The sequence below is a fragment of the Acuticoccus sediminis genome, from assembly GCF_003258595.1.
In the GTDB taxonomy this organism is placed as follows: Bacteria; Pseudomonadota; Alphaproteobacteria; order Rhizobiales; family Amorphaceae; genus Acuticoccus; species Acuticoccus sediminis.
The window spans coordinates 909,790-927,338 of record NZ_QHHQ01000001.1; the positions used below are offsets into that span (position 1 = coordinate 909,790).

Genomic DNA, 17,549 nt, shown 5'->3' on the forward strand with positions numbered 1-17,549 from the left:
TCACGAAGGTTTGACGATGTCCGACACGTCCCCCCCTGAGGCCAGCGATCCGGAACCCGGTATGGCGAAAGGCGACCGAGTCGCCAAGGTGATCGCACGGGCGGGCGTGGCCTCGCGCCGCGAGGCGGAGGCCATGATCGAGGCCGGGCGCGTGTCCGTCAACGGTGTCACCCTCGACACGCCGGCGGTGACGGTGACCGAGAGCGACGTGATCAGCGTCGACGGGCAGCCGATTCCGCAGCGCCTGCGCACGCGCGCCTTCATGTTCCACAAGCCGCGCGGCCTCGTCACCACCAACCACGACCCCGAGGGCCGGCCGACGGTGTTCGATGCGCTGCCGGGGTCGCTGCCGCGCGTGGTCACGGTGGGGCGTCTCGACATCAACACCGAGGGGCTGCTCATCCTCACCAACGACGGCGGCCTGGCGCGGGTGCTGGAGCTGCCGGCGACGGGGTGGACGCGCAAGTACCGCGCGCGGGTGCACGGGCCGATCGACAAGGAGAAGCTGGCGAGCCTTGCCGAGGGGACGGCGGTCGACGGCGTCCTCTACGGTCCGATCCACGTGACGGTGGACCGCGACACTGGCGACAACTCGTGGCTGACGGTGGCGCTGTCGGAAGGCAAGAACCGCGAGGTGAAGATCGTCCTCGGCTCGCTGGGGCTGCAGGTCTCGCGGCTGATCCGCGTGTCGTACGGGCCGTTCCAGCTCGGCGAGCTGCCGCGCGGCGAGGTCGTGGAGATCCCGACGCGACAGCTGAAGGACCAGCTCGGGCCGCGTCTGGCGGCCGAGGCGGAGGCGGACTTCGAATCCCCGGTGGCGGCGACGGTGCTCAAGGCGAAGCCGGCGCGCCCGGGACGCGGCGAGAAGCCGGGCGGGGGCGGCCGACGGGACGACGCGCGCGCCGGCGCCGGTCGCCGCGACGACACGCGCTCCGGCGGGAGCAAGGGCTTCTCCGGGAGCAAAGGTTTTGGCGGGCGCGACGGGCGTCCGGGCGATGCGCGGGGCGGCAGCCGCGGGCCGGCGAACGACGGCGCGCGGTCGCGTCCGGGCGCGCGCGTGCTCGACGAGTCCGGCAGCCGCGCCTACTCGGACTATCGCCAGAGTCATGAACGCGACGAGCGCTGGTCGGACCGCGACGACCGCCGGGGCCGGGACGAGGGCCGCGGCCGCGACGATCGCGGCGGCGCCCGTGGCGGCTTCGGTCGCGACGAGCGGCGCGAACACGGATCGCGCGGCGGCTCGGACGGCGGCGAGCGGCGCGAGTACGGCTCGCGCGGCGGCTCGGACCGTGGCGAGCGGCGCGAGTACGGCTCGCGCGGCGGCTCGGACCGTGGCGAGCGGCGCGAGTACGGCTCGCGTGGCGGCTCGGACCGCGGCGAGCGGCGGGAATACGGCTCGCGCGGCGGCTCGGACGGTGGCGAGCGGCGCGAGTATGGCTCGCGTGGCGGCTCGGACCGCGGCGAGCGGCGGGAATATGGCTCGCGTGGCGGCTCGGATCGCGGCGAGCGGCGCGAGTATGGCTCGCGTGGCGGCTCGGACGGTGGCGAGCGGCGCGAGTATGGCTCGCGTGGCGGCTCGGACGGTGGCGAGCGGCGCGAGTACGGCTCGCGGGGCGGCTCGGACCGCGGCGAGCGGCGGGAATATGGCTCGCGCGGTGGGTCGGACCGTGGCGAGCGGCGCGAGTACGGCTCGCGCGAGGGCGGGGAGCGGCACGAGCGCCGGTCCGACGATCGCCCGCGCGGCGGGCGTCCGGACAGCGGCCGGCGCTTCGAGCCGCGTGGCGGCAGTGGTCCGCGTTTCGGCCAGGGCGATCGGCAGTCCCGCCCCGATCGGGGCGGTTCGAGCGGCGGCGGCTGGAGCCGTGGCGGTGAGGGCCGGGACCGGCCGGGCGGCACCGGCGGCCGGTCCTTCGGCCGCGATGGCGGGGGATCGGCGCGTCCGGAGCGCAGCTGGACGCCGCGGCGCGACGGCGACGGCGAGCGCAAGGGGTACGAGCCGCGCGAGGGACGCACGGGGCGTTCCGAGGGCGGACGGCCGCCCCGGCACGACGGCGCGCGCCCGCGCTTCGGCGGCGAGGGCAAGAGCGGCGGCCGCAGCTGGGGCGACAAGCCCGGCGGCCGCGGCAAGGATGGTCCGCGCGGTCAGTTCGGCGGCGAAGGTTCGCGGTCGCGCGGTCCCGGCGAGCGTGGCCCGCGCGACGGCGCCTTCCGCAAGCCGGGCGGCCCGAAGCGCAGCAGCGCGCCGCGCGGCGGCGAGGGCGGCGAGGCGCGCACCGGACCGCGCGGCAAACCGGCCGGTGGCGACCGTGGCGAGCGCCGCAGCGAGGGCCGCAAGTTCGAGCCGAAGGGGGCGAGGCCGCCGCGGCACGACAAGCCGCAGGGGCCGCGTCCCGATCGTCCGGGGCGCTCCTCCTACCGCCCGTCCGGCGGCGGCCGTCCGAAGCCGACGCGGACCTGACCTGCCGATGCGCGTGACGACGACCGGCCGCCGTTGCGGCGGCCGTGCTCCGTCGCCCGCGCGGGCGCGGCGGGGCGCGGTCTGATGCGGGTCGTCGGCGGCCGGCATCGCGGCACGGCGCTTCACGCCCCCCGGGGCGACGCCACGCGGCCGACGACGGACCGGCTGCGCGAGACGATCTTCAACATCCTCGCCCACCGTTTCGACGATCCGGTGCAGGACGCGCGCGTCCTGGACCTCTTCGCCGGGACGGGCGCGCTCGGCATCGAGGCGCTGTCACGCGGGGCGACCTTTGCGCTCTTCGTCGAGACGGGGGCGGAGGCGCGGGCCGTGATCCGGCGCAATGTCGAGGCGGTCGGCGCGCTCGGCGTGACCCGGGTGTGGCGCCGCGACGCGACCAAGCTCGGGCCGTGCCCGGTGCCGCCGTTCGACGTGGTGTTCGCCGATCCGCCCTACGGCCACGGCCTCGGCGAGGCGGCGCTCGGGGAGGCGCTCGCCAGCGGGTGGCTCGCCGACGGCGCGATCGCGGTGCTGGAGGAGCGCGCGGACGCGATGCCCGCCGCGATCGAGGGCTTCGAGGAGCCGTTCGTGCGCGAGGCCGGCGAGAGCGCGGTGGGCTTCTTCGTCCGCACGGCGCGCGCGTAAATCCGGGCAGCCCCTTCCGCGGGCTCCCGAAGAGATCATCATCCTTTTCCCAGCTCGCTCCCTCTGCGCGGTGCTTACGCAATCCGGGGCGGGAGCCTGATCGTCGGAGCCGCCGTCGCGCCCCCTGAACGGCGGCGGCCGGGACCCGGTGCAAGGGGCCGGAGGCCGGCGAAGCCGCTTGCCCTTGCACCGGGTCCTGGCTGCTGCCAGGGGGCAAGCGCGACGGTGGCTCCGACGGTCAGGCGGGCTGATCGTTGGTGAGCCCGAGCCCGCCGGAGGCCGCGGCCTTCCCGCCCGCTCCCGAATTCTCCGGTATCGTTCCGTCCCCTCTGTCGCGGCTCGTCATCACCGGGGCCGCCCGAATCCGGCGCCGGTCAGCGGCCGGGGAGGGTGATGGGCTGGCCGTGGGGGGTGGCGTCGGCGGCGTCGCGCCAGCGTTGCTGTTCGGCGGTGAGGTCGCCGTCCGGGGCGATGGGGGCGAGGGCGCGTTCCAGGGCGCGGACGAAGGCGACGTAGTCGGCGGTGCCGTCCTCGGGGGCGGGGTGGCCGCGGCGGAGCTCCTCGCCGTAGATCGCGGCGAAGGCGGCGGGGTCGATGAGGCCGCGCTCGAGGAGGTGGGCCCTGAGGGCGAACGCGGTCGCCTCCCACGGGGCGGCGAACGCGGGGGCGTCGTCCTTCGCGAGGTCCGCGAGGGTCGGGACCGCGTCGGGGCCCCTGGCCGGGGCGCTCATGCCGCGGGTTCCAGGTAGGGTTCCCAGAGGTCGGCGCAGACGTCGCTCGCGGTGGTGTCGGGTCCCCAGAGCTCGCTGGCGGGGAACATCACCGTGTAGAGCGGGGCGGGGTTCTCGCCCTCGCCGTGGGCGTTGGTGTCCGGGAAGACGAAGGAGCCGTGGACGGTGACGACCGTGCCGGTGTGGCCGCGGACGTAGGCGGGGGCGCGGGTGTGGGTCGCCGGGTGCATGGGTCTGACGCGCACCCTGTCGCCGACGGCGTATGCCGGGGCGGGGCCGGGACGGTCGGTCGGCCCGCCGCGCGCCATGGCGGGGCGCACGTTCTCGCGGGTGAGGACGCGGGACGGCTGGTCGAGGTCGATCTCGGCGACGAGGCGCTCCAGCGCGCCGAGCCAGATCCCATAGTAGCCCGCCGTGTAGTAGGTCACGTGCGGCAGCGTCTCGCGCAGGTAGCGGGAGTGGTCGAGCGTCCAGCGGCCGGTGGCGCCCATCGCGAGGGTGAGGCCGAAGACCTCGCGCTCCCACTGGGCGTGGAAGACGGGCTCGTTCGCCTCCGGCACGACGGGGCCGAAGCCGTGGGCGCCGCCGAGGTCCTGCGGGCCGTTCACGCCGGCTCTCCGGCCGGGGCGAGGGCGACGCCGGTACCGATCATCGAGTCGCGGGTGACGAGGGCGGCGAGTTCCTCCTCCGACAGGCCATCGGTGCCGTCCGGGCGCATCGGCACGACGAGGTAGCGCACCTCGGCGGTGGAGTCCCAGACGCGGATCTTCGTGTCGGCGGGGATCGAGACGCCGAAGTCGTCGAGGACGCCGCGCGGGTCGGCGACGGCCTTCGCGCGGTAGGGGGCGGACTTGTACCAGACCGGCGGCACGCCCAGCACGGACCACGGGTAGCAGGAGCAGAGGGTGCACACGACCATGTTGTGCACCTCGGGCGTGTTCTTGAGCGCCACCATGTGCTCGCCCTGGCGTCCGGTGAAGCCGAGCTCGGCGATGGCGGCGGTGGCGTCGGTGAAGAGGCGCTCGGCATAGGCGGGGTCGGCCCACGCCCTGGCGACGACCCTGGCGCCGTTCTGCGGGCCGACCTCGTTTTCATAGAGGGTGATCAGCTCGTCGATGGCGCCGGGGTCGACGTGGCCCTTCGCCTCCAGCAGCGACTGGAGGGCGCGCACCCGCACCTCCATCTCGGAGAGGTGGCTGTGATCGTGGTCGTGGTCGTCCATGGTCAGGCGGCTTCCTTGGTGCGGGCGGACTGGGCGGCGCGGCAGGCGTCGGCGAAGGCCTCGAAGATGGCCTTCGAGGCGGGGTCCGTGCGGACCCAGTGCTCGGGATGCCACTGGACGCCGAGCGCGAAGGCCCTGGCGCCGGTGACGCTGACGGCCTCGACGGTGCCGTCCTCGGCGAGGGCCTCGACGGTCAGGCCGTCGGCGATCCGGTCGATCCCCTGCCGGTGGACCGAGTTCACGAACACCGGGCCGTCGCCGAGGATCGCGGCGAGGCAGCCGCCCCTGGCGACGGTGACGTCGTGGCGCAGCGCGAAGCGCGCGTCGAGGTCCGGCTGCGGCGGCGAGCGGTGGTCGTTCCGGCCCTCGACCTCGTGCAACTCTGCGTGGAGGGATCCGCCGAGCGCGACGTTGAGCTCCTGCACGCCGCGGCAGATGCACAGGAGCGGCAGTCCGCGGCGCAGCGTCTCGCGGATCAGCGGCAGCGTGGTCCGGTCGCGGGCCTCGTCGTAGGGTCCGGCCTCTTCCGTCGCCTCGGCGCCGTAGAGCGGCGGGTGGACGTTGGAGCGCGATCCGGTGACGAGCACCCCCGAGGCGACGTCCAGAAGCGGTGCCGGATCAAGCGTTTGCGCGATCACCGGAAGTTGGACCGGCATGCACCCGGAGACGGCGACCGCGGTGACGTACGTCGACGGCGTACCGGACCATGACGCATCGTTATGCGTGATCGCATCTGAGGTTACGACGACCAGGGGCGGGGCCATTCAGCTTCTCCTTCGGACCGACGAAAGGCCGTCAAGTCCGGCGACTTAGCAACTTGACAGCGTGGATGGGGACTTGTCTCACGCGTCTCATTCAGACTACACGTCGCGCTCAAAATTCGCACCAGCGTTCAACGGTAGCGCGCGTTTGTGGGGAGGATTGGATGGATCGCCGTTCGTTTTTGATGGGCTCCGGCGCTGTCGCGGCCGGAACGACCCTGGCGTCTCCGGCTATTTCGCAAGGCCGCAAAGAGTGGAAAATGGTCACCACGTGGCCGAAGAACTATCCGGGTCTCGGCACCGGTGCGCAGCGCACCGCCGACCGGATCTCGAGGCTGACGGACGGGCGCATCACGGTCAAGCTCTTCGCCGCCGGCGAGCTCGTCCCGGCGTTCGAGGCGTTCGACGCGGTGTCCAACGGGACCGCCGAGATCTACCACGCCGCCGACTACTACTTCCAGGGCAAGCACCCGAGCTTCTCCTTCTTCACGACCGTGCCGCTGGGCCTCCTCGCGAGCGAGATGAAGGCCTGGGTCATGCACGGCGGCGGCTGGGAGCTCTGGAACGAGCTGTCCAACCAGTTCGGCGTGAAACCCTTCCCGTGCGGCAACACCGGCACCCAGATGGGCGGCTGGTTCCGGGGCGAGGTCAACACCCTCGACGACCTCAAGGGCCTGAAGTTCCGCATGCCGGGCCTCGGCGGCGAGGCGCTGCGGCAGCTCGGCGTCAACGTCGTCGCGCTGCCGGGCGGCGAGATCTTCCAGGCCCTGCAGACCGGCGCGATCGACGGCGCCGAGTGGGTCGGCCCGTGGAACGACCTCGCGTTCGGCTTCTACCGCATCGCCAAGAACTATTACTACCCCGGCTTCAACGACCCGGGCGCTCAGGTGAGCTGCGGCGTCAACATGGCCGCGTACAACGAGCTGTCCGACCAGGACAAGGCGGCGATCGAGGCGGCCTGCCTCGCCGAGGACAACTACGGCTATGCCGAGTTCATGGCGAAGAACGGCCAGGCCCTCACCACGCTCGTCACCCAGCACGGCGTGCAGCTGAAGGAATTCCCGGACGAGATCTTCGCCGCGTTCGCCGAGGCGTCGGACAAGGTCGTCGACGCCACCGGCAACTATGACGCACTGGCCAAGAAGGTCCTGGAGAGCTACCGCAAGGCGCGGACCGAGTATGGCGACTGGACCCGCGTGTCGGACCAGGCCTACGCCAACGCCCGTCAGCGCGCCTACGGAGGCTGAGTCTCACTCCGCGCCGGCTCCGGCCGGCGGCGACATGTCACGGACGGCGCGGCGGCCCTCACCGGTCCCGCGCCGCGTTTTGTTTCAGGTGAAGGGATGGAACTTCTCGCCACGGCCATCGACAACACCAACCGGGCGATCGGCAAGGTCGTCTCCTGGCTGGCCCTTGCGATGGTACTCGTACAGTTCGGCGTCGTCGTGGCGCGGTACGTCTTCGGTGTCGGCAATCTGTGGGCGCAGGAGTCGCTCGTCTACATGCACGGCTTCCTGTTCATGCTCGCGGCGGCCTACACGCTGTCGGAGGACGGGCATGTCCGGGTCGACATCATCTACCGCGACGCGTCGATCCGATACCGGGCATGGGTCAATCTCCTCGGTTCCATCTTCCTCCTCATCCCCGTCTCCATCATCATCGTCACGACGAGCTGGAGCTACGTCGCGAGCTCGTGGCGCATCCTGGAGTCCTCGCGCGAGGCCTCCGGCATCCCGGCGGTCTTCCTCCTGAAGACCGCGATTCCGGCGACGGGCATGCTCCTTGCCGCGCAAGGGGTGACCATCATCATCCGATCCGCGCTGGTTTTGTCAGGGCACAGGCTGCCCCCGGTCGAGCCCACGGTCGAACCGATCAAGGGCGCCTGACATGGATCTCGCCAACTACCTCGACGTCGCCATGTTCGGCGCGGCGATCGTGCTGTTGCTTTCGGGCTTCCCGGTCGCCTTCACCCTCGCCGGAACGGGCCTGATCTTCGCCGGGCTCGGCGTCCTCAACGGCGTCTTCGACTTCTCGTACGTGAACGCGCTGCCGCAGCGCATCTACGGCACGATGACGAACGAGACGCTGATCGCGGTGCCGCTGTTCGTCTTCATGGGCGTCACGCTGGAGCGCAGCCGCGTCGCGGAGGAGCTCCTCTCCACCATGGGCCAGCTCTTCGGGCCGATGCGCGGCGGCGTGGGTATCGCGGTCTGCATCGTCGGCGCGCTGCTGGCCGCCTCGACCGGCATCGTCGGCGCCACCGTCGTCACGATGGGCCTCCTGTCGCTGCCGACGATGCTGCGCTACGGCTACTCGCCGGCGCTGGCCTCTGGCACGATCGCCGCGTCGGGCACGCTGGGGCAGATCATCCCGCCCTCGATCGTCCTCGTGATCCTGGGCGACCAGATCTCCAACGCCTACCAGGAGAGCCAGCGCGTCCTGCAGGAGCAGGCGTGGGCCAACGGCGATTTCTCGTTCGTGCCGGGGCCGCCGGTCTCGGTCGGCGACCTCTTCGCCGGGGCGCTGGTGCCGGGCATCCTGCTGGTGCTCTGCTACATCGTCTACATGATCGTCGTGGCGTTCCTGTTCCCGAAGCTGGCCCCGCCGGTCCCCCGCGACGACGCCAACCCCATCACGCTGAAGCGGATCGGCCACGCCCTGGTGCCGCCGATCGTGCTGATCGTCGCCGTGCTGGGCTCGATCCTCGCCGGCATCGCGACGCCGACCGAGGCGGCGGCGATGGGCGGCGTCGGCGCGCTCCTCCTCGCCGGCTACCGCCTCGACGAGGACCGGCCGCTGATGATCTACGCCGCGGCGGCCGCGCTCGTCGGCCTTCTGGTGCTGGTGGCGACGATGGACCTGCGGATCTCCCGCACGGAGATCTCCGAGGCCGACATGATCGGCATCTACGCCGCGGCGGCGCTGCTGGTGGTCCTCGCCCTCGGCATCCTGGTCTCGCTGGTGCGCGTCGCGCGCTCAGGCGTCCTGACATCCATCGTGCGCTCGACCACCGAGATCTCGGCGATGGTGTTCGTCATCCTGATCGGCGCGGCGCTCTTCAGCCTGGTGTTCCGCGGCCTCGGCGGCGACGACATGGTCGCCGAGGCGCTGCAGGGCATCCCGGGCGGCGCGCTCGGGGCGATGATCACGGTCATGCTGATCATGTTCGTCCTGGGGTTCTTCCTGGACTTCCTGGAGATCGTCTTCGTCGTCGTGCCGCTGGTCGCGCCGGTGCTCCTGATGCTGCAGATGCCCGACGGGTCGACCATGAACCCGATCTGGCTCGGCATCATGATGGCGGTGAACCTGCAGACCTCGTTCCTGACGCCGCCGTTCGGGTTCGCCCTCTTCTACCTCCGGGGCGTCGCGCCACCGCAGGTCTCCACCATGGCGATCTACCGCGGCATCATCCCGTTCGTGTTCATCCAGATCGGCATGCTGGTCGCGCTGTGGTACCTGCCGCAGCTCGCCACCTGGCTGCCGACGGCGATGTACGCCGACTGACCGGGTATCGGTGGCCGGCGGCTCCAGCCCGCCGCTGCGGCCTCCCGGACGCGGCGGCGCTCAGACGATGATGCCGTCCGCCACGAGCTGAAGCACCGCGCGCGGTCCCCTGGCGGGGGCGGGCGCGGCCGCTGTCTCCGCCCCCGGTGCCCGCGCAGGGTGCGCGGCCGTGGGGCGGGCGGGAGCGGGACGGTCGAGCGGAACGGGCTCGAAGTCGGCGTCGACGATCGCCCGCGCCTGCGGCCGCGGAGCGGCCAAGGCGATCCGGGGCTCCCCGGTATGATGCATGCCCAGACGTGGCATCGGCGTCCATCCCATCCGGTCCGCAGGCACGCGCACGCCCCCGTCGAGGCGTGATCTTCAACGCCTCCACCCGTGAGGGACCATCGATGCGAGCGGACCTGCCGTTGGCGGCCGGCTGCCGAGACGGCGCGGCCTGTGTCGGTAAAGTGCGCGAGCGGCTAACCGAATGCAACCGCGGCGCGATCCGAACGATGCGCCCGCCCTATCACTTCGGCGCCGCGAAACTAACCCAAAGGGTATGAAAACGCCGCCGCAGCAGCGGGATCCGGGGCGGGGCTGACGTCAGGGGCGACGACGGGCGTATTGCTGTTATGGCGGCGCCGTTGGGGCGGCGGACGGGAGGGGGCGACCACGCGGCCGTAGCGGCGGCGGCGCGGCCGCATGCGAGGGTGTTCCCCCTCGCGCTCCCCCGCCTCGCCGGCCGGCAGGCTTTGGGGATGATCCGGTGCTCGGCTGCGCCTGCGCTCCGGTCACCCCAAACCCTCCTCCACGCTGGGTCGGCTCGCGGCGGCGTCAAGCGCCCGTCCTCGCCATGCTCGCTGCGCTGCGCGTGGCTCCGGGCGAACGCTTGACCCCGCCGCGAGCCTCGGGCCTCGGGAGGCTCCCTCGGAGCCTTGTCAGGGCGACGCCTCTCCGGGCGGGTCCTCGCCGGGGAGACCGACATGCTGCAGCCGGCGGTCGCGGCGGCCGATCCGCCGCCGGCGGCGGATCGGGTTCGAGGGCGACGTGCCGAGCGCGGTCGCGCCGCCGAAGGGTGGGCGCTTCGACGTCGGTTGCCCGATCGGCGGGGGGAACCGCCGCGCGAAGTCTGCGGGGCCGGCTCGCCATGCCGGGTCGCATCTGGCAGCCTGTCGCCTTGGGGTGTCGGAGCGGAGGAGGCTGTCGCGGCGTGACGATCGGGATTGGCGCGGCGGGACCGCGGGCGGGCCTTGCGGTCTATCGGGCGCTGGCCGCCGCCGAACGCGTCGCCGTGGGCGCCATCGGCGGCTTCGCGGCGTTCGCGGCGATCACTGCGGACGGACGGCTCGTCCGGGCGGAGACGCAGCGCGGCGGCTCGGCGACGCTCTTCACCGCCGGCGAGACGACCGGGGTGGAGCCGCCGCCGGACGTGGCACAGGCGCCCTTCGCGGCGGTGATCTCCTCCGGGCCGGACCGTCCGGTGCCGCTCGCGCAGTTCCTGGCGGCGGACGCGGCCGTCGGGCTCGTCACCGGCCACCGCCTTCCCAATACCATCGGTCCGGACGGGCGCGCCGTGAACGCCGCGGTGCTGGCGGAGATGGCGGGCGGTGCGCCGGCCGCGGCGGCGCTCTCGGCGGTCCTGTCGCCACTCCCGGACGTCGACGCGGGGCTGATCGCGCTGGGGCCGGGGCGGGGGATCGCCGCGCTCGACAGCCGCCTCGTCACGCAGCGGCCGGACCTCGGCGCGGCGGGCGGGGCAGAGGACGGCGCGGCGGTCCGGATCCTGCACAACGCGATCCGCCCGCGCCTCCACCTCGCGCCGCTGCTGGTGGAGATCGCGCTCGGCGTCATGGTGCCGGCGGCGGCGGTGGGCGCTGTGACGGTCAAGGCCGGGACGCCGCTGGTGCTGGCGGAGGCGCGGCGCGTCGTCGTCGGCAGGAACGGCGCGGCGGAGTGGATCGAGACCGACGTTGCCGCCCACCTCCGTGGCCGGCACAATTGCGCGGCCGTCCCGCTGGGCACCCCCGTGGTGCGCGACGGACGGCTGCTCGGACTGACGACGATGGAGCCGGATACCGTGGTCGAGAACGCAAAGCTCATCAGCCTCGGCGGCCGGACGGCGGTCGCCGTCCCCTACGCCGCGGCGGCGGGCGAGGGGTCGTGAGCGTGGCCGGACCCGAAGCCGGGAGCCCGGGTTGCGGCGGAAGGCCGAGCGCGGAGGCGCTCGGGATCCTCGACCGCCTGATCGCCTTTCCTTCCGTGGTGACGGCGGAGCGATACACCGACATCGCAGAGTACGCCGCCGAGCTTCTGGCCGGTCACGGGGCGGAGGTGCACCGCCTGCCGAACCGGACCGGGACACGCACGGGGCTCTTCGCCCGGGTCGGTCCGGCGGGGCCGGGGGGCGTGCTGCTGTCGGCGCACCTCGACGTGGTGCCGGTGGCCGGGCAGGGCTGGACCACCGATCCGTTCCGGATGACCGAGCGCGACGGCAAGGTGTACGGGCGCGGCACCACGGACATGAAGGGTTACGCGGCGCTCGCCCTCGCGGCGGCGGTGAGGGCGTCCCGCATGGAGCTGTCGCGGCCGCTGAAGCTTTCGCTCTCCTACGACGAGGAGATCGGCTGCGTCGGCATCGCCGAGATGATCGGCGCGCTGGAGACGACCATCGGCAGGCCCGACCACGCGGTGATCGGCGAGCCGACCGGGCTCGAGGTCGCCGTGGGGCACAAGGGCAAGGCGTCCTACCGTGTCGTCTGCCGGGGCGAGGCGGGCCACTCCTCCGACGCGCCGCGCTTCATGAACGCGCTGCACCTCGCGGCCGACGTCGTTGCCATCCTGCGCGCCGAGCAGGAGCGGCTGACGCGGGAGGGGGCGCGGGACGAGGCCTACGGCGTCGCGACATCGACGATCCATGTCGGCACGCTGCAGGGCGGCTCGGCACTCAACATCGTCCCGTCCGAAGCCGTGCTGGAGTTCGAGATCCGGCACCTGGCGGGCGAGCCGCCGGCCGCCATCCTGGCCCGGATCGAGGAGGCGGCGTCGCGGGTCGTGGAGCAGGCGAGGAAGACCCACCCGGCGGCCGGCATCGAGATCGTGCCCATCGGGGCCTACCCCGGCCTCGACGCCGACCCCGCCGGGGCGACGGCGAAGCTGCTGCAGGCGGCCGGGGCGGGGGCCCCGCCGATCAAGGTGAGCTTCGGGACGGAAGCCGGGTTCTTCCAGGCGGCCGGGGTCCCGTCGGTGGTCTGCGGGCCGGGCAGCATCGACCAGGGCCACAAGCCGGACGAGTTCATCGCCCTCGGCCAGCTCGCCGCCGGCGAGGCGATGCTGGAGCGGGTCGTCGCCTCCCTGCGCTGAGGGGCCGTTCCCCGTCCGGTGCATCCGGTGGCCGCGCGCGCGATGGGGGCTTCGGGGCGGCGTCACATCGGCGCACGGCGCGGGTCACCCCTCCGCCGGCTGCATGTGCGGCGGCGAATTTTGTTCATATCTGACAAAACGTCGCGAACGATCGGGCCTAATAGAATGTCGCGGGGACATGGATCATCCGCGCGGTGCCCGTCGTCCTGGCGCGGCTATTTGTAGACCTTTGCGTCGGGGCCGGCCGGTTGTGCCGGGGCCACCGGCAGCATGACTTCGGCAAGGAGGCCGGGCATGACTGGGATCATCGGCTTGCACCACGTCACGGCCATCTGCGGGTCGCCGCAGGAGAATGTGGACTTCTACGTCAGGACGCTGGGCCAGCGTCTGGTGAAGAAGACCGTCAACTTCGACGACCCCGGCACCTATCACCTCTACTACGGCGACGAGGCGGGCTCCCCCGGCACGATCCTCACCTTCTTCCCGTTCGTCGACGCGGGCCCCGGCCGCGCCGGTCCCGGCATGGCCGAGACGGTGGCCTACGCGGTCGCTCCCGGCGCGTTCGACCGCGCGATGGAGCAGCTGGCGCTGTCCGCGGTGGACTTCGAGGGGCCGGCCGAGCGCTTCGGCGCCCGCGTGGTGGCGCTGCAGGACCCGGACGGGATGCCGGTCGAGATCGTCGAGACCGACGGCGCGCCGGACGTGGCGCACACCTTCCACTCGGTGACGCTCCGCCTCGCCGACCCGGAGCCCACGGCGCGGCTTCTGACCGACATCTTCGGCTACCGCGAGGTTGGCGAGGAGACGGTCGGCGGCGTCTCGCGGCTGCGGCTCCAGGCGGCGGACGGCGGCCCCGGCGGCATTGTCGACCTGCGGCGCGATCCGGGGCGGTCGATCGGCCGGCAGGGCGCGGGGACGATCCATCACGTCGCCTTCCGGGCGCACGACAACGCGGACCAGCTCGCCTGGCAGGAGCGGCTGCGGACGGCCGGGTTCGATGTGACCCCGGTGATCGACCGGCAGTACTTCAATGCCATCTACTTCCGTGAGCCGGGCGGCGTGCTGTTCGAGATCGCGACCGATCCCCCGGGCTTCGCGGTCGACGAGGCGCCCGAGACGCTGGGCGAGGCGCTGAAGCTGCCGCCGCAGTACGAGGGCTATCGCCGGCGGATCGAGGAGATCCTGCCGCCGATCAAGGTTCCGGCATGAGTGCTAAAGGCACCCCCGGGGACGTCCACGGCGCCGGCCGGCTCGTCCGGTTCGGGCCGTCCGGCGCGGGGGCGCGCAGGGCGGTGATCGGTCTCCACGGGCGCGGGGCGGGGGCGGAGGACATGGGCGGCCTCGTCCAGAGCCTCGGCTTCCCGGACCTTCCCGTGTTCGCCCCGGAGGCGGCCGGCCGCACCTGGTGGCCGACGAGCTTCCTGGCGCCGACCGCGACCATCAAGCCCCACGTCGAGGCGGCGGTCCGTGCCGTCGACCGGGCGCTCGCAGTGGCCGAGGAGGAGGGCTACCGGCCCCGCGACATCGTCCTGCTCGGCTTCAGCCAGGGCGGCTGTCTGGCGCTCGAATATGCCGCGCGGCGGGGATATCCGTTCGCGGCCGTGTTCGGGCTCTCTGCGGGGCTGATCGGGACCGCTGACGCGGCGGGACCGTCGAGCGCCGACCTCTACGGCCACGCCCCCAAGCGGTTCGACTACGACGCGGACCTGACCGGGCTGCCCGTCCGCATCAGCGTCCACGCGCAGGATCCGCACATCCCGCTGCGGCGGGCGCGCGACAGCGCCGACGTCTTCACCGCCGCCGGGGCCGCGGTCGAGCTCGCGGTCGAGCCCGGCGTGGGCCACGGCCTGACCGAAGGCGACGTCGTCGCCCTGCGCGCCGCGCTCAACGCCTGAGCAGGCGGCCCGCTCCAGCGACAACCGCCGGAGCGTCGAGAGACGGAGGACGCGGGCATTGGACGCCGCCCGCGACCTCCGTGCCGATCGCCGCACCCGTCTGCGCGATCACAGGGTCCGGCTCCGACATGCCGGAATTTTGCCGGCCGGCTCCCGGTAGACGGGCCTCCGGTCCGGCCTCGCCGCGAACCCACGGCCGAACGCTCCATCCCCTTCTTCGTCATCTCCCGCCGAACGCCGTCCCGGGTCGATCGTGCGGGCGGGCGCAGCGTCGCCGTGCGCTACTCGGCGGGCCCGGGACGAAATCCGCGGAATCGTGAGAGTAATTCCGCGCGAATTGTCATATCGCAATGCGGCCGCGACCGGATTGATCTCCAATAGAGCAAAATATACCGCTTCGATCCGCTCGAAGAGTGCGACCGCCTCGAGGGTGAGGGACGAAGCGGTTCCTGGCGTACGCGAACATTGGGACCCGGTTCATGCTCCAGAGAAGCAGGCGGCTTGCCGGTTCGCTCCCGGGCCGGACGGCGGGGCCGGGCACTCCCGGCGGCCGATCCGCAGCGGCCGCCGGTTCCGAGGCATGCGAACGGTACCGGGGTCATAACGAGGGTTGCGGCCAGGCCGTCGAAAAGAGATTTGAAGCGGTGCCCGGCCTATGAAATATACAATTGCCGAGCAGGAAGAAGGGTGTAGCACAGGAGTGTCGAACGAGTTGGCGCGTGCCGACGGACGTCGTATCCGTCGTGATGAATTGCCGTTCGACGAGGCCCTGCTGCGCAAGCGAATTGCCTCCGTGCAACGTGAAGTCGTGGCGCGGGGCCTCGAGGCCGTGCTGCTCTTCGACCCCGAGAACATCTTCTGGCTGACCGGCTACCAGACCCTCGGCTACTTCAGCTTCCAGGCCATGCTGGTGCCGCGCGAGGGGCTGCCGACTCTCGTCACGCGGACCGAGAACGCCGAGCTGGCGGACGCCCTCCCGACCATCGGCGAGGTCTTCAGGATCGAGGCCAGCGACGATCCCGTCGTCGTGCTGTGCGGGCACATCCCCTTCAGCGGACGGGTCGGGCTTGAGACGAGCTCGCGGTACCTGAGCGTTCAGAACTACCGCAAGATGATGCGCACCGTGCCGCTCGACTTCGAGGACTTCGACGGTGTGATCGAGGCCCGCCGGCGGGCCAAGGTGCCGGCGGAGATCGACCGGATGCGCCTCGCCGCCGGCACCGTCGAGGCCGGGATGCGCGCCGCCCTTTCGACCGTGCGGGCCGGCGCGACGGACAACGACGTCGCCGCCGCGCTCTATCAGGGGTCGATCGCGGCGGGGAGCGAGTTCGTCTCCATGCCGCCGATGGTGCTGTCCGGCCGGCGCACCGGGTACTGCTACGCGCCCTGGCGGCGCAAGGTGATCGAGCGCGGCGACGTCGTGGTGATCGAGGGGGCCGGCTGCGTCGACCGCTACCACGCGATGATGGCGCGCACGGCGGTCGTCGGTCCGCCGACGGACGAGCAGGCGGAGGCCGCGGAGGCGCTGATCGCGCTTCTGGAGACCGCCGTCGCGGCGATCCGCCCCGGGATCACAACCGGCGAGGTGGATCTGATCTGCCGCGAGACGATGGACATGTACGACGTGGAACCGCTGCTCGACAGCCGCACGGGCTACGGCATCGGCATCGGCTTTCCGCCGAACTGGGCGGAGGGGCACATCTACTCGATCCGCCCGCAGGAGAGCACCACGCTGCGCGAGAACATGACGTTCCACCTCGTGCCGACGGTCTTCCGCGAGGACTTCGGCATGGTGATCGGCGACAGCGTGCGGGTGACGTCCAACGGCTGCGAGGTGCTGACGCACTTCCCGCGCGGCCTCGCCGTCATCGACTGAGGCGCGGGCCGTCCGCGCCGGGGCGTCGTCTCGGGCGCGCCGCGACGGCCGATGGCATCGGCCGCGGCGAAGAGGGGAAAGGACGCCGTGAGGCCGATCGCGCTTGCCCTGACGTGGTTCAACGCCGAAGGTCCCGTTCCGGAATTGCTCGGTGTTTCATCACGGTGAACAGGAACCCCGGAGGGAGCGGCTTGACACGGATGAGCGATATGCCTCTTTCCGAAGACGCCCACCTCGACCGTCTGGTCGGGAGCAAGATCCGTTTGCTACGGACCGCGCAAGGCCTCTCCCTGCAGGAGCTCGGCGATGGGACGGGGCTGTCGGTGGGGTATCTCAGCCAGCTCGAACGGGGCCTCTCCTCGCCGTCCCTGCGCGTCCTCAGCCTCGTCAGCGCGACGCTGGGCGTGTCGATCGGGGCGCTCTTTCCGTACCTGCCGGAGCGCGAGACCGAGCCCGACGGGCCGGTGATGCAGCGCGACCGCCGGCCACGGCCCATCATGTGGCGCAACGGGATCACCAAGGAGATTCTGACGCCGGGAAATCCGGCCTCGGAGGTCAACCGCCGCCTGGTCGAGATCGTCATCGAGCCGGGCGGCACCACCGGCCGCGCGCCGGTGTCCGGCGACGGGGAGGAGGTCGGCGTCATCCTCGGCGGCAGCCTGCGCCTCACCGTCGACGGCTTCGACTACACGTTGCGCGAGGGCGACGGGTTCAGCTTCTCCAGCTCCGCGGACCATACGTTCACGAATCCGACCGACAGGCCGGTCCGGGTCCTGTGGGTCAACTCCCGCGACCGCAGGCGCCCGCCGCCGGGCGCATGACGCCCCGGCGCCGCCAGTCCGGGCGGCGACGGCGTGAGACCTCGGTGAAACGTCCGCCAGCTGCGCGCAGCCATTCTGTAAACGACGCCGGATTGGGTACGTCATTGGGATCGCTGCCGATCAATGCGAGTTTAGTCCGTTTTTCGGTATGCATGCGTATTCGAACGATCGTTGCCGTACGAACGAGAATTGCGCTTGAGCGTTCATTGCAATGAAAATAATATTGAACCATGAAACCGCGTCTCTGAGTCCTGTCCTCGGCGCCGACGCTCCGGCCGGCGCCGGTCGTGCCGC

General features: G+C 72.1%; 16 protein-coding genes. 11 read left to right on the forward strand and 5 right to left on the reverse strand.

What is annotated here, in order from left to right; translation table 11 throughout:
- The first annotated feature begins 61 nt into the window (after positions 1–61).
- Both DLJ53_RS35720 and rsmD read left to right on the forward strand, forming a co-directional pair.
- Entirely contained in the window at positions 62–2,458 is a 2,397-nt protein-coding gene (locus tag DLJ53_RS35720) for a pseudouridine synthase (protein WP_162408861.1), read from the forward strand.
- 84 nt (positions 2,459–2,542) lie between these two features.
- The gene (rsmD, locus tag DLJ53_RS03905) at positions 2,543–3,103 is read left to right on the forward strand and encodes a 16S rRNA (guanine(966)-N(2))-methyltransferase RsmD (RefSeq protein ID WP_111344055.1); all 561 of its coding nucleotides are present in this window, start codon (positions 2,543–2,545) and stop codon (positions 3,101–3,103) included.
- Between the two features lie 374 nt (positions 3,104–3,477).
- On the opposite strand, the gene DLJ53_RS03910 is transcribed toward rsmD, so the two are convergent.
- The 4 genes from DLJ53_RS03910 to DLJ53_RS03925 are packed head-to-tail and all read right to left on the reverse strand — an operon-like array spanning position 3,478 to position 5,820.
- Positions 3,478–3,834 carry a nitrile hydratase accessory protein gene (locus DLJ53_RS03910; protein ID WP_111342515.1) on the reverse strand — a complete coding sequence of 119 codons (357 nt, stop codon included), beginning with the start codon at positions 3,832–3,834 and terminating at the stop codon, positions 3,478–3,480.
- A complete protein-coding gene (locus DLJ53_RS03915; protein ID WP_111342517.1) occupies positions 3,831–4,442 on the reverse strand; it encodes a nitrile hydratase subunit beta in 612 nt (203 codons plus the stop codon). The genes DLJ53_RS03910 and DLJ53_RS03915 overlap by 4 nt, the downstream gene beginning before the upstream one ends.
- On the reverse strand, positions 4,439–5,056 hold the full coding sequence (gene nthA / locus DLJ53_RS03920) for a nitrile hydratase subunit alpha (protein ID WP_111342519.1): 618 nt from the start codon (positions 5,054–5,056) through the stop codon (positions 4,439–4,441). The genes DLJ53_RS03915 and nthA overlap by 4 nt, the downstream gene beginning before the upstream one ends.
- Before the next feature lie 2 nt (positions 5,057–5,058).
- A complete protein-coding gene (locus tag DLJ53_RS03925) occupies positions 5,059–5,820 on the reverse strand; it encodes a gamma-glutamyl-gamma-aminobutyrate hydrolase family protein (protein WP_111342521.1) in 762 nt (253 codons plus the stop codon).
- Between the two features lie 257 nt (positions 5,821–6,077).
- Between DLJ53_RS03925 and DLJ53_RS03930 the strand changes: the two genes are divergently transcribed.
- The 3 genes from DLJ53_RS03930 to DLJ53_RS03940 all read left to right on the forward strand — a co-directional run bounded on the left by DLJ53_RS03930 (position 6,078) and on the right by DLJ53_RS03940 (position 9,321).
- The gene (locus DLJ53_RS03930) at positions 6,078–7,064 is read left to right on the forward strand and encodes a TRAP transporter substrate-binding protein (protein WP_319005032.1); all 987 of its coding nucleotides are present in this window, start codon (positions 6,078–6,080) and stop codon (positions 7,062–7,064) included.
- Positions 7,065–7,160: 96 nt separating this feature from the next.
- Positions 7,161–7,703, forward strand: coding sequence for a TRAP transporter small permease subunit (locus DLJ53_RS03935; protein WP_111342525.1), 543 nt, complete (start codon positions 7,161–7,163; stop codon positions 7,701–7,703).
- Between the two features lies 1 nt (position 7,704).
- On the forward strand, positions 7,705–9,321 hold the full coding sequence (locus DLJ53_RS03940) for a TRAP transporter large permease (RefSeq protein WP_111342527.1): 1,617 nt from the start codon (positions 7,705–7,707) through the stop codon (positions 9,319–9,321).
- Positions 9,322–9,381: 60 nt separating this feature from the next.
- Here DLJ53_RS03940 and DLJ53_RS03945 read toward each other — a convergent pair whose 3' ends face one another.
- On the reverse strand, positions 9,382–9,624 hold the full coding sequence (locus tag DLJ53_RS03945; RefSeq protein WP_146619883.1) for a hypothetical protein: 243 nt from the start codon (positions 9,622–9,624) through the stop codon (positions 9,382–9,384).
- An 889-nt stretch (positions 9,625–10,513) separates the two neighbouring features.
- Here DLJ53_RS03945 and DLJ53_RS03950 point away from each other — a divergent pair.
- The 6 genes from DLJ53_RS03950 to DLJ53_RS03975 all read left to right on the forward strand — a co-directional run bounded on the left by DLJ53_RS03950 (position 10,514) and on the right by DLJ53_RS03975 (position 17,255).
- Positions 10,514–11,467, forward strand: a complete 954-nt coding sequence (locus DLJ53_RS03950) for a DUF6963 family protein (RefSeq protein WP_111342531.1) — start codon at positions 10,514–10,516, stop codon at positions 11,465–11,467.
- A complete protein-coding gene (gene argE, locus DLJ53_RS03955; RefSeq protein WP_211100537.1) occupies positions 11,464–12,663 on the forward strand; it encodes an acetylornithine deacetylase in 1,200 nt (399 codons plus the stop codon). The genes DLJ53_RS03950 and argE overlap by 4 nt, the downstream gene beginning before the upstream one ends.
- Positions 12,664–12,957: 294 nt before the next feature.
- The gene (locus tag DLJ53_RS03960; protein WP_111342535.1) at positions 12,958–13,872 is read left to right on the forward strand and encodes a ring-cleaving dioxygenase; all 915 of its coding nucleotides are present in this window, start codon (positions 12,958–12,960) and stop codon (positions 13,870–13,872) included.
- Entirely contained in the window at positions 13,869–14,558 is a 690-nt protein-coding gene (locus DLJ53_RS03965; RefSeq protein WP_111342537.1) for an alpha/beta hydrolase, read from the forward strand. The genes DLJ53_RS03960 and DLJ53_RS03965 overlap by 4 nt, the downstream gene beginning before the upstream one ends.
- A 793-nt stretch (positions 14,559–15,351) precedes the next feature.
- On the forward strand, positions 15,352–16,434 hold the full coding sequence (locus tag DLJ53_RS03970; RefSeq protein WP_162408863.1) for a M24 family metallopeptidase: 1,083 nt from the start codon (positions 15,352–15,354) through the stop codon (positions 16,432–16,434).
- A gap of 209 nt (positions 16,435–16,643) precedes the next feature.
- Positions 16,644–17,255, forward strand: a complete 612-nt coding sequence (locus tag DLJ53_RS03975) for a helix-turn-helix domain-containing protein (RefSeq protein WP_202912988.1) — start codon at positions 16,644–16,646, stop codon at positions 17,253–17,255.
- Positions 17,256–17,549 lie beyond the last annotated feature (294 nt).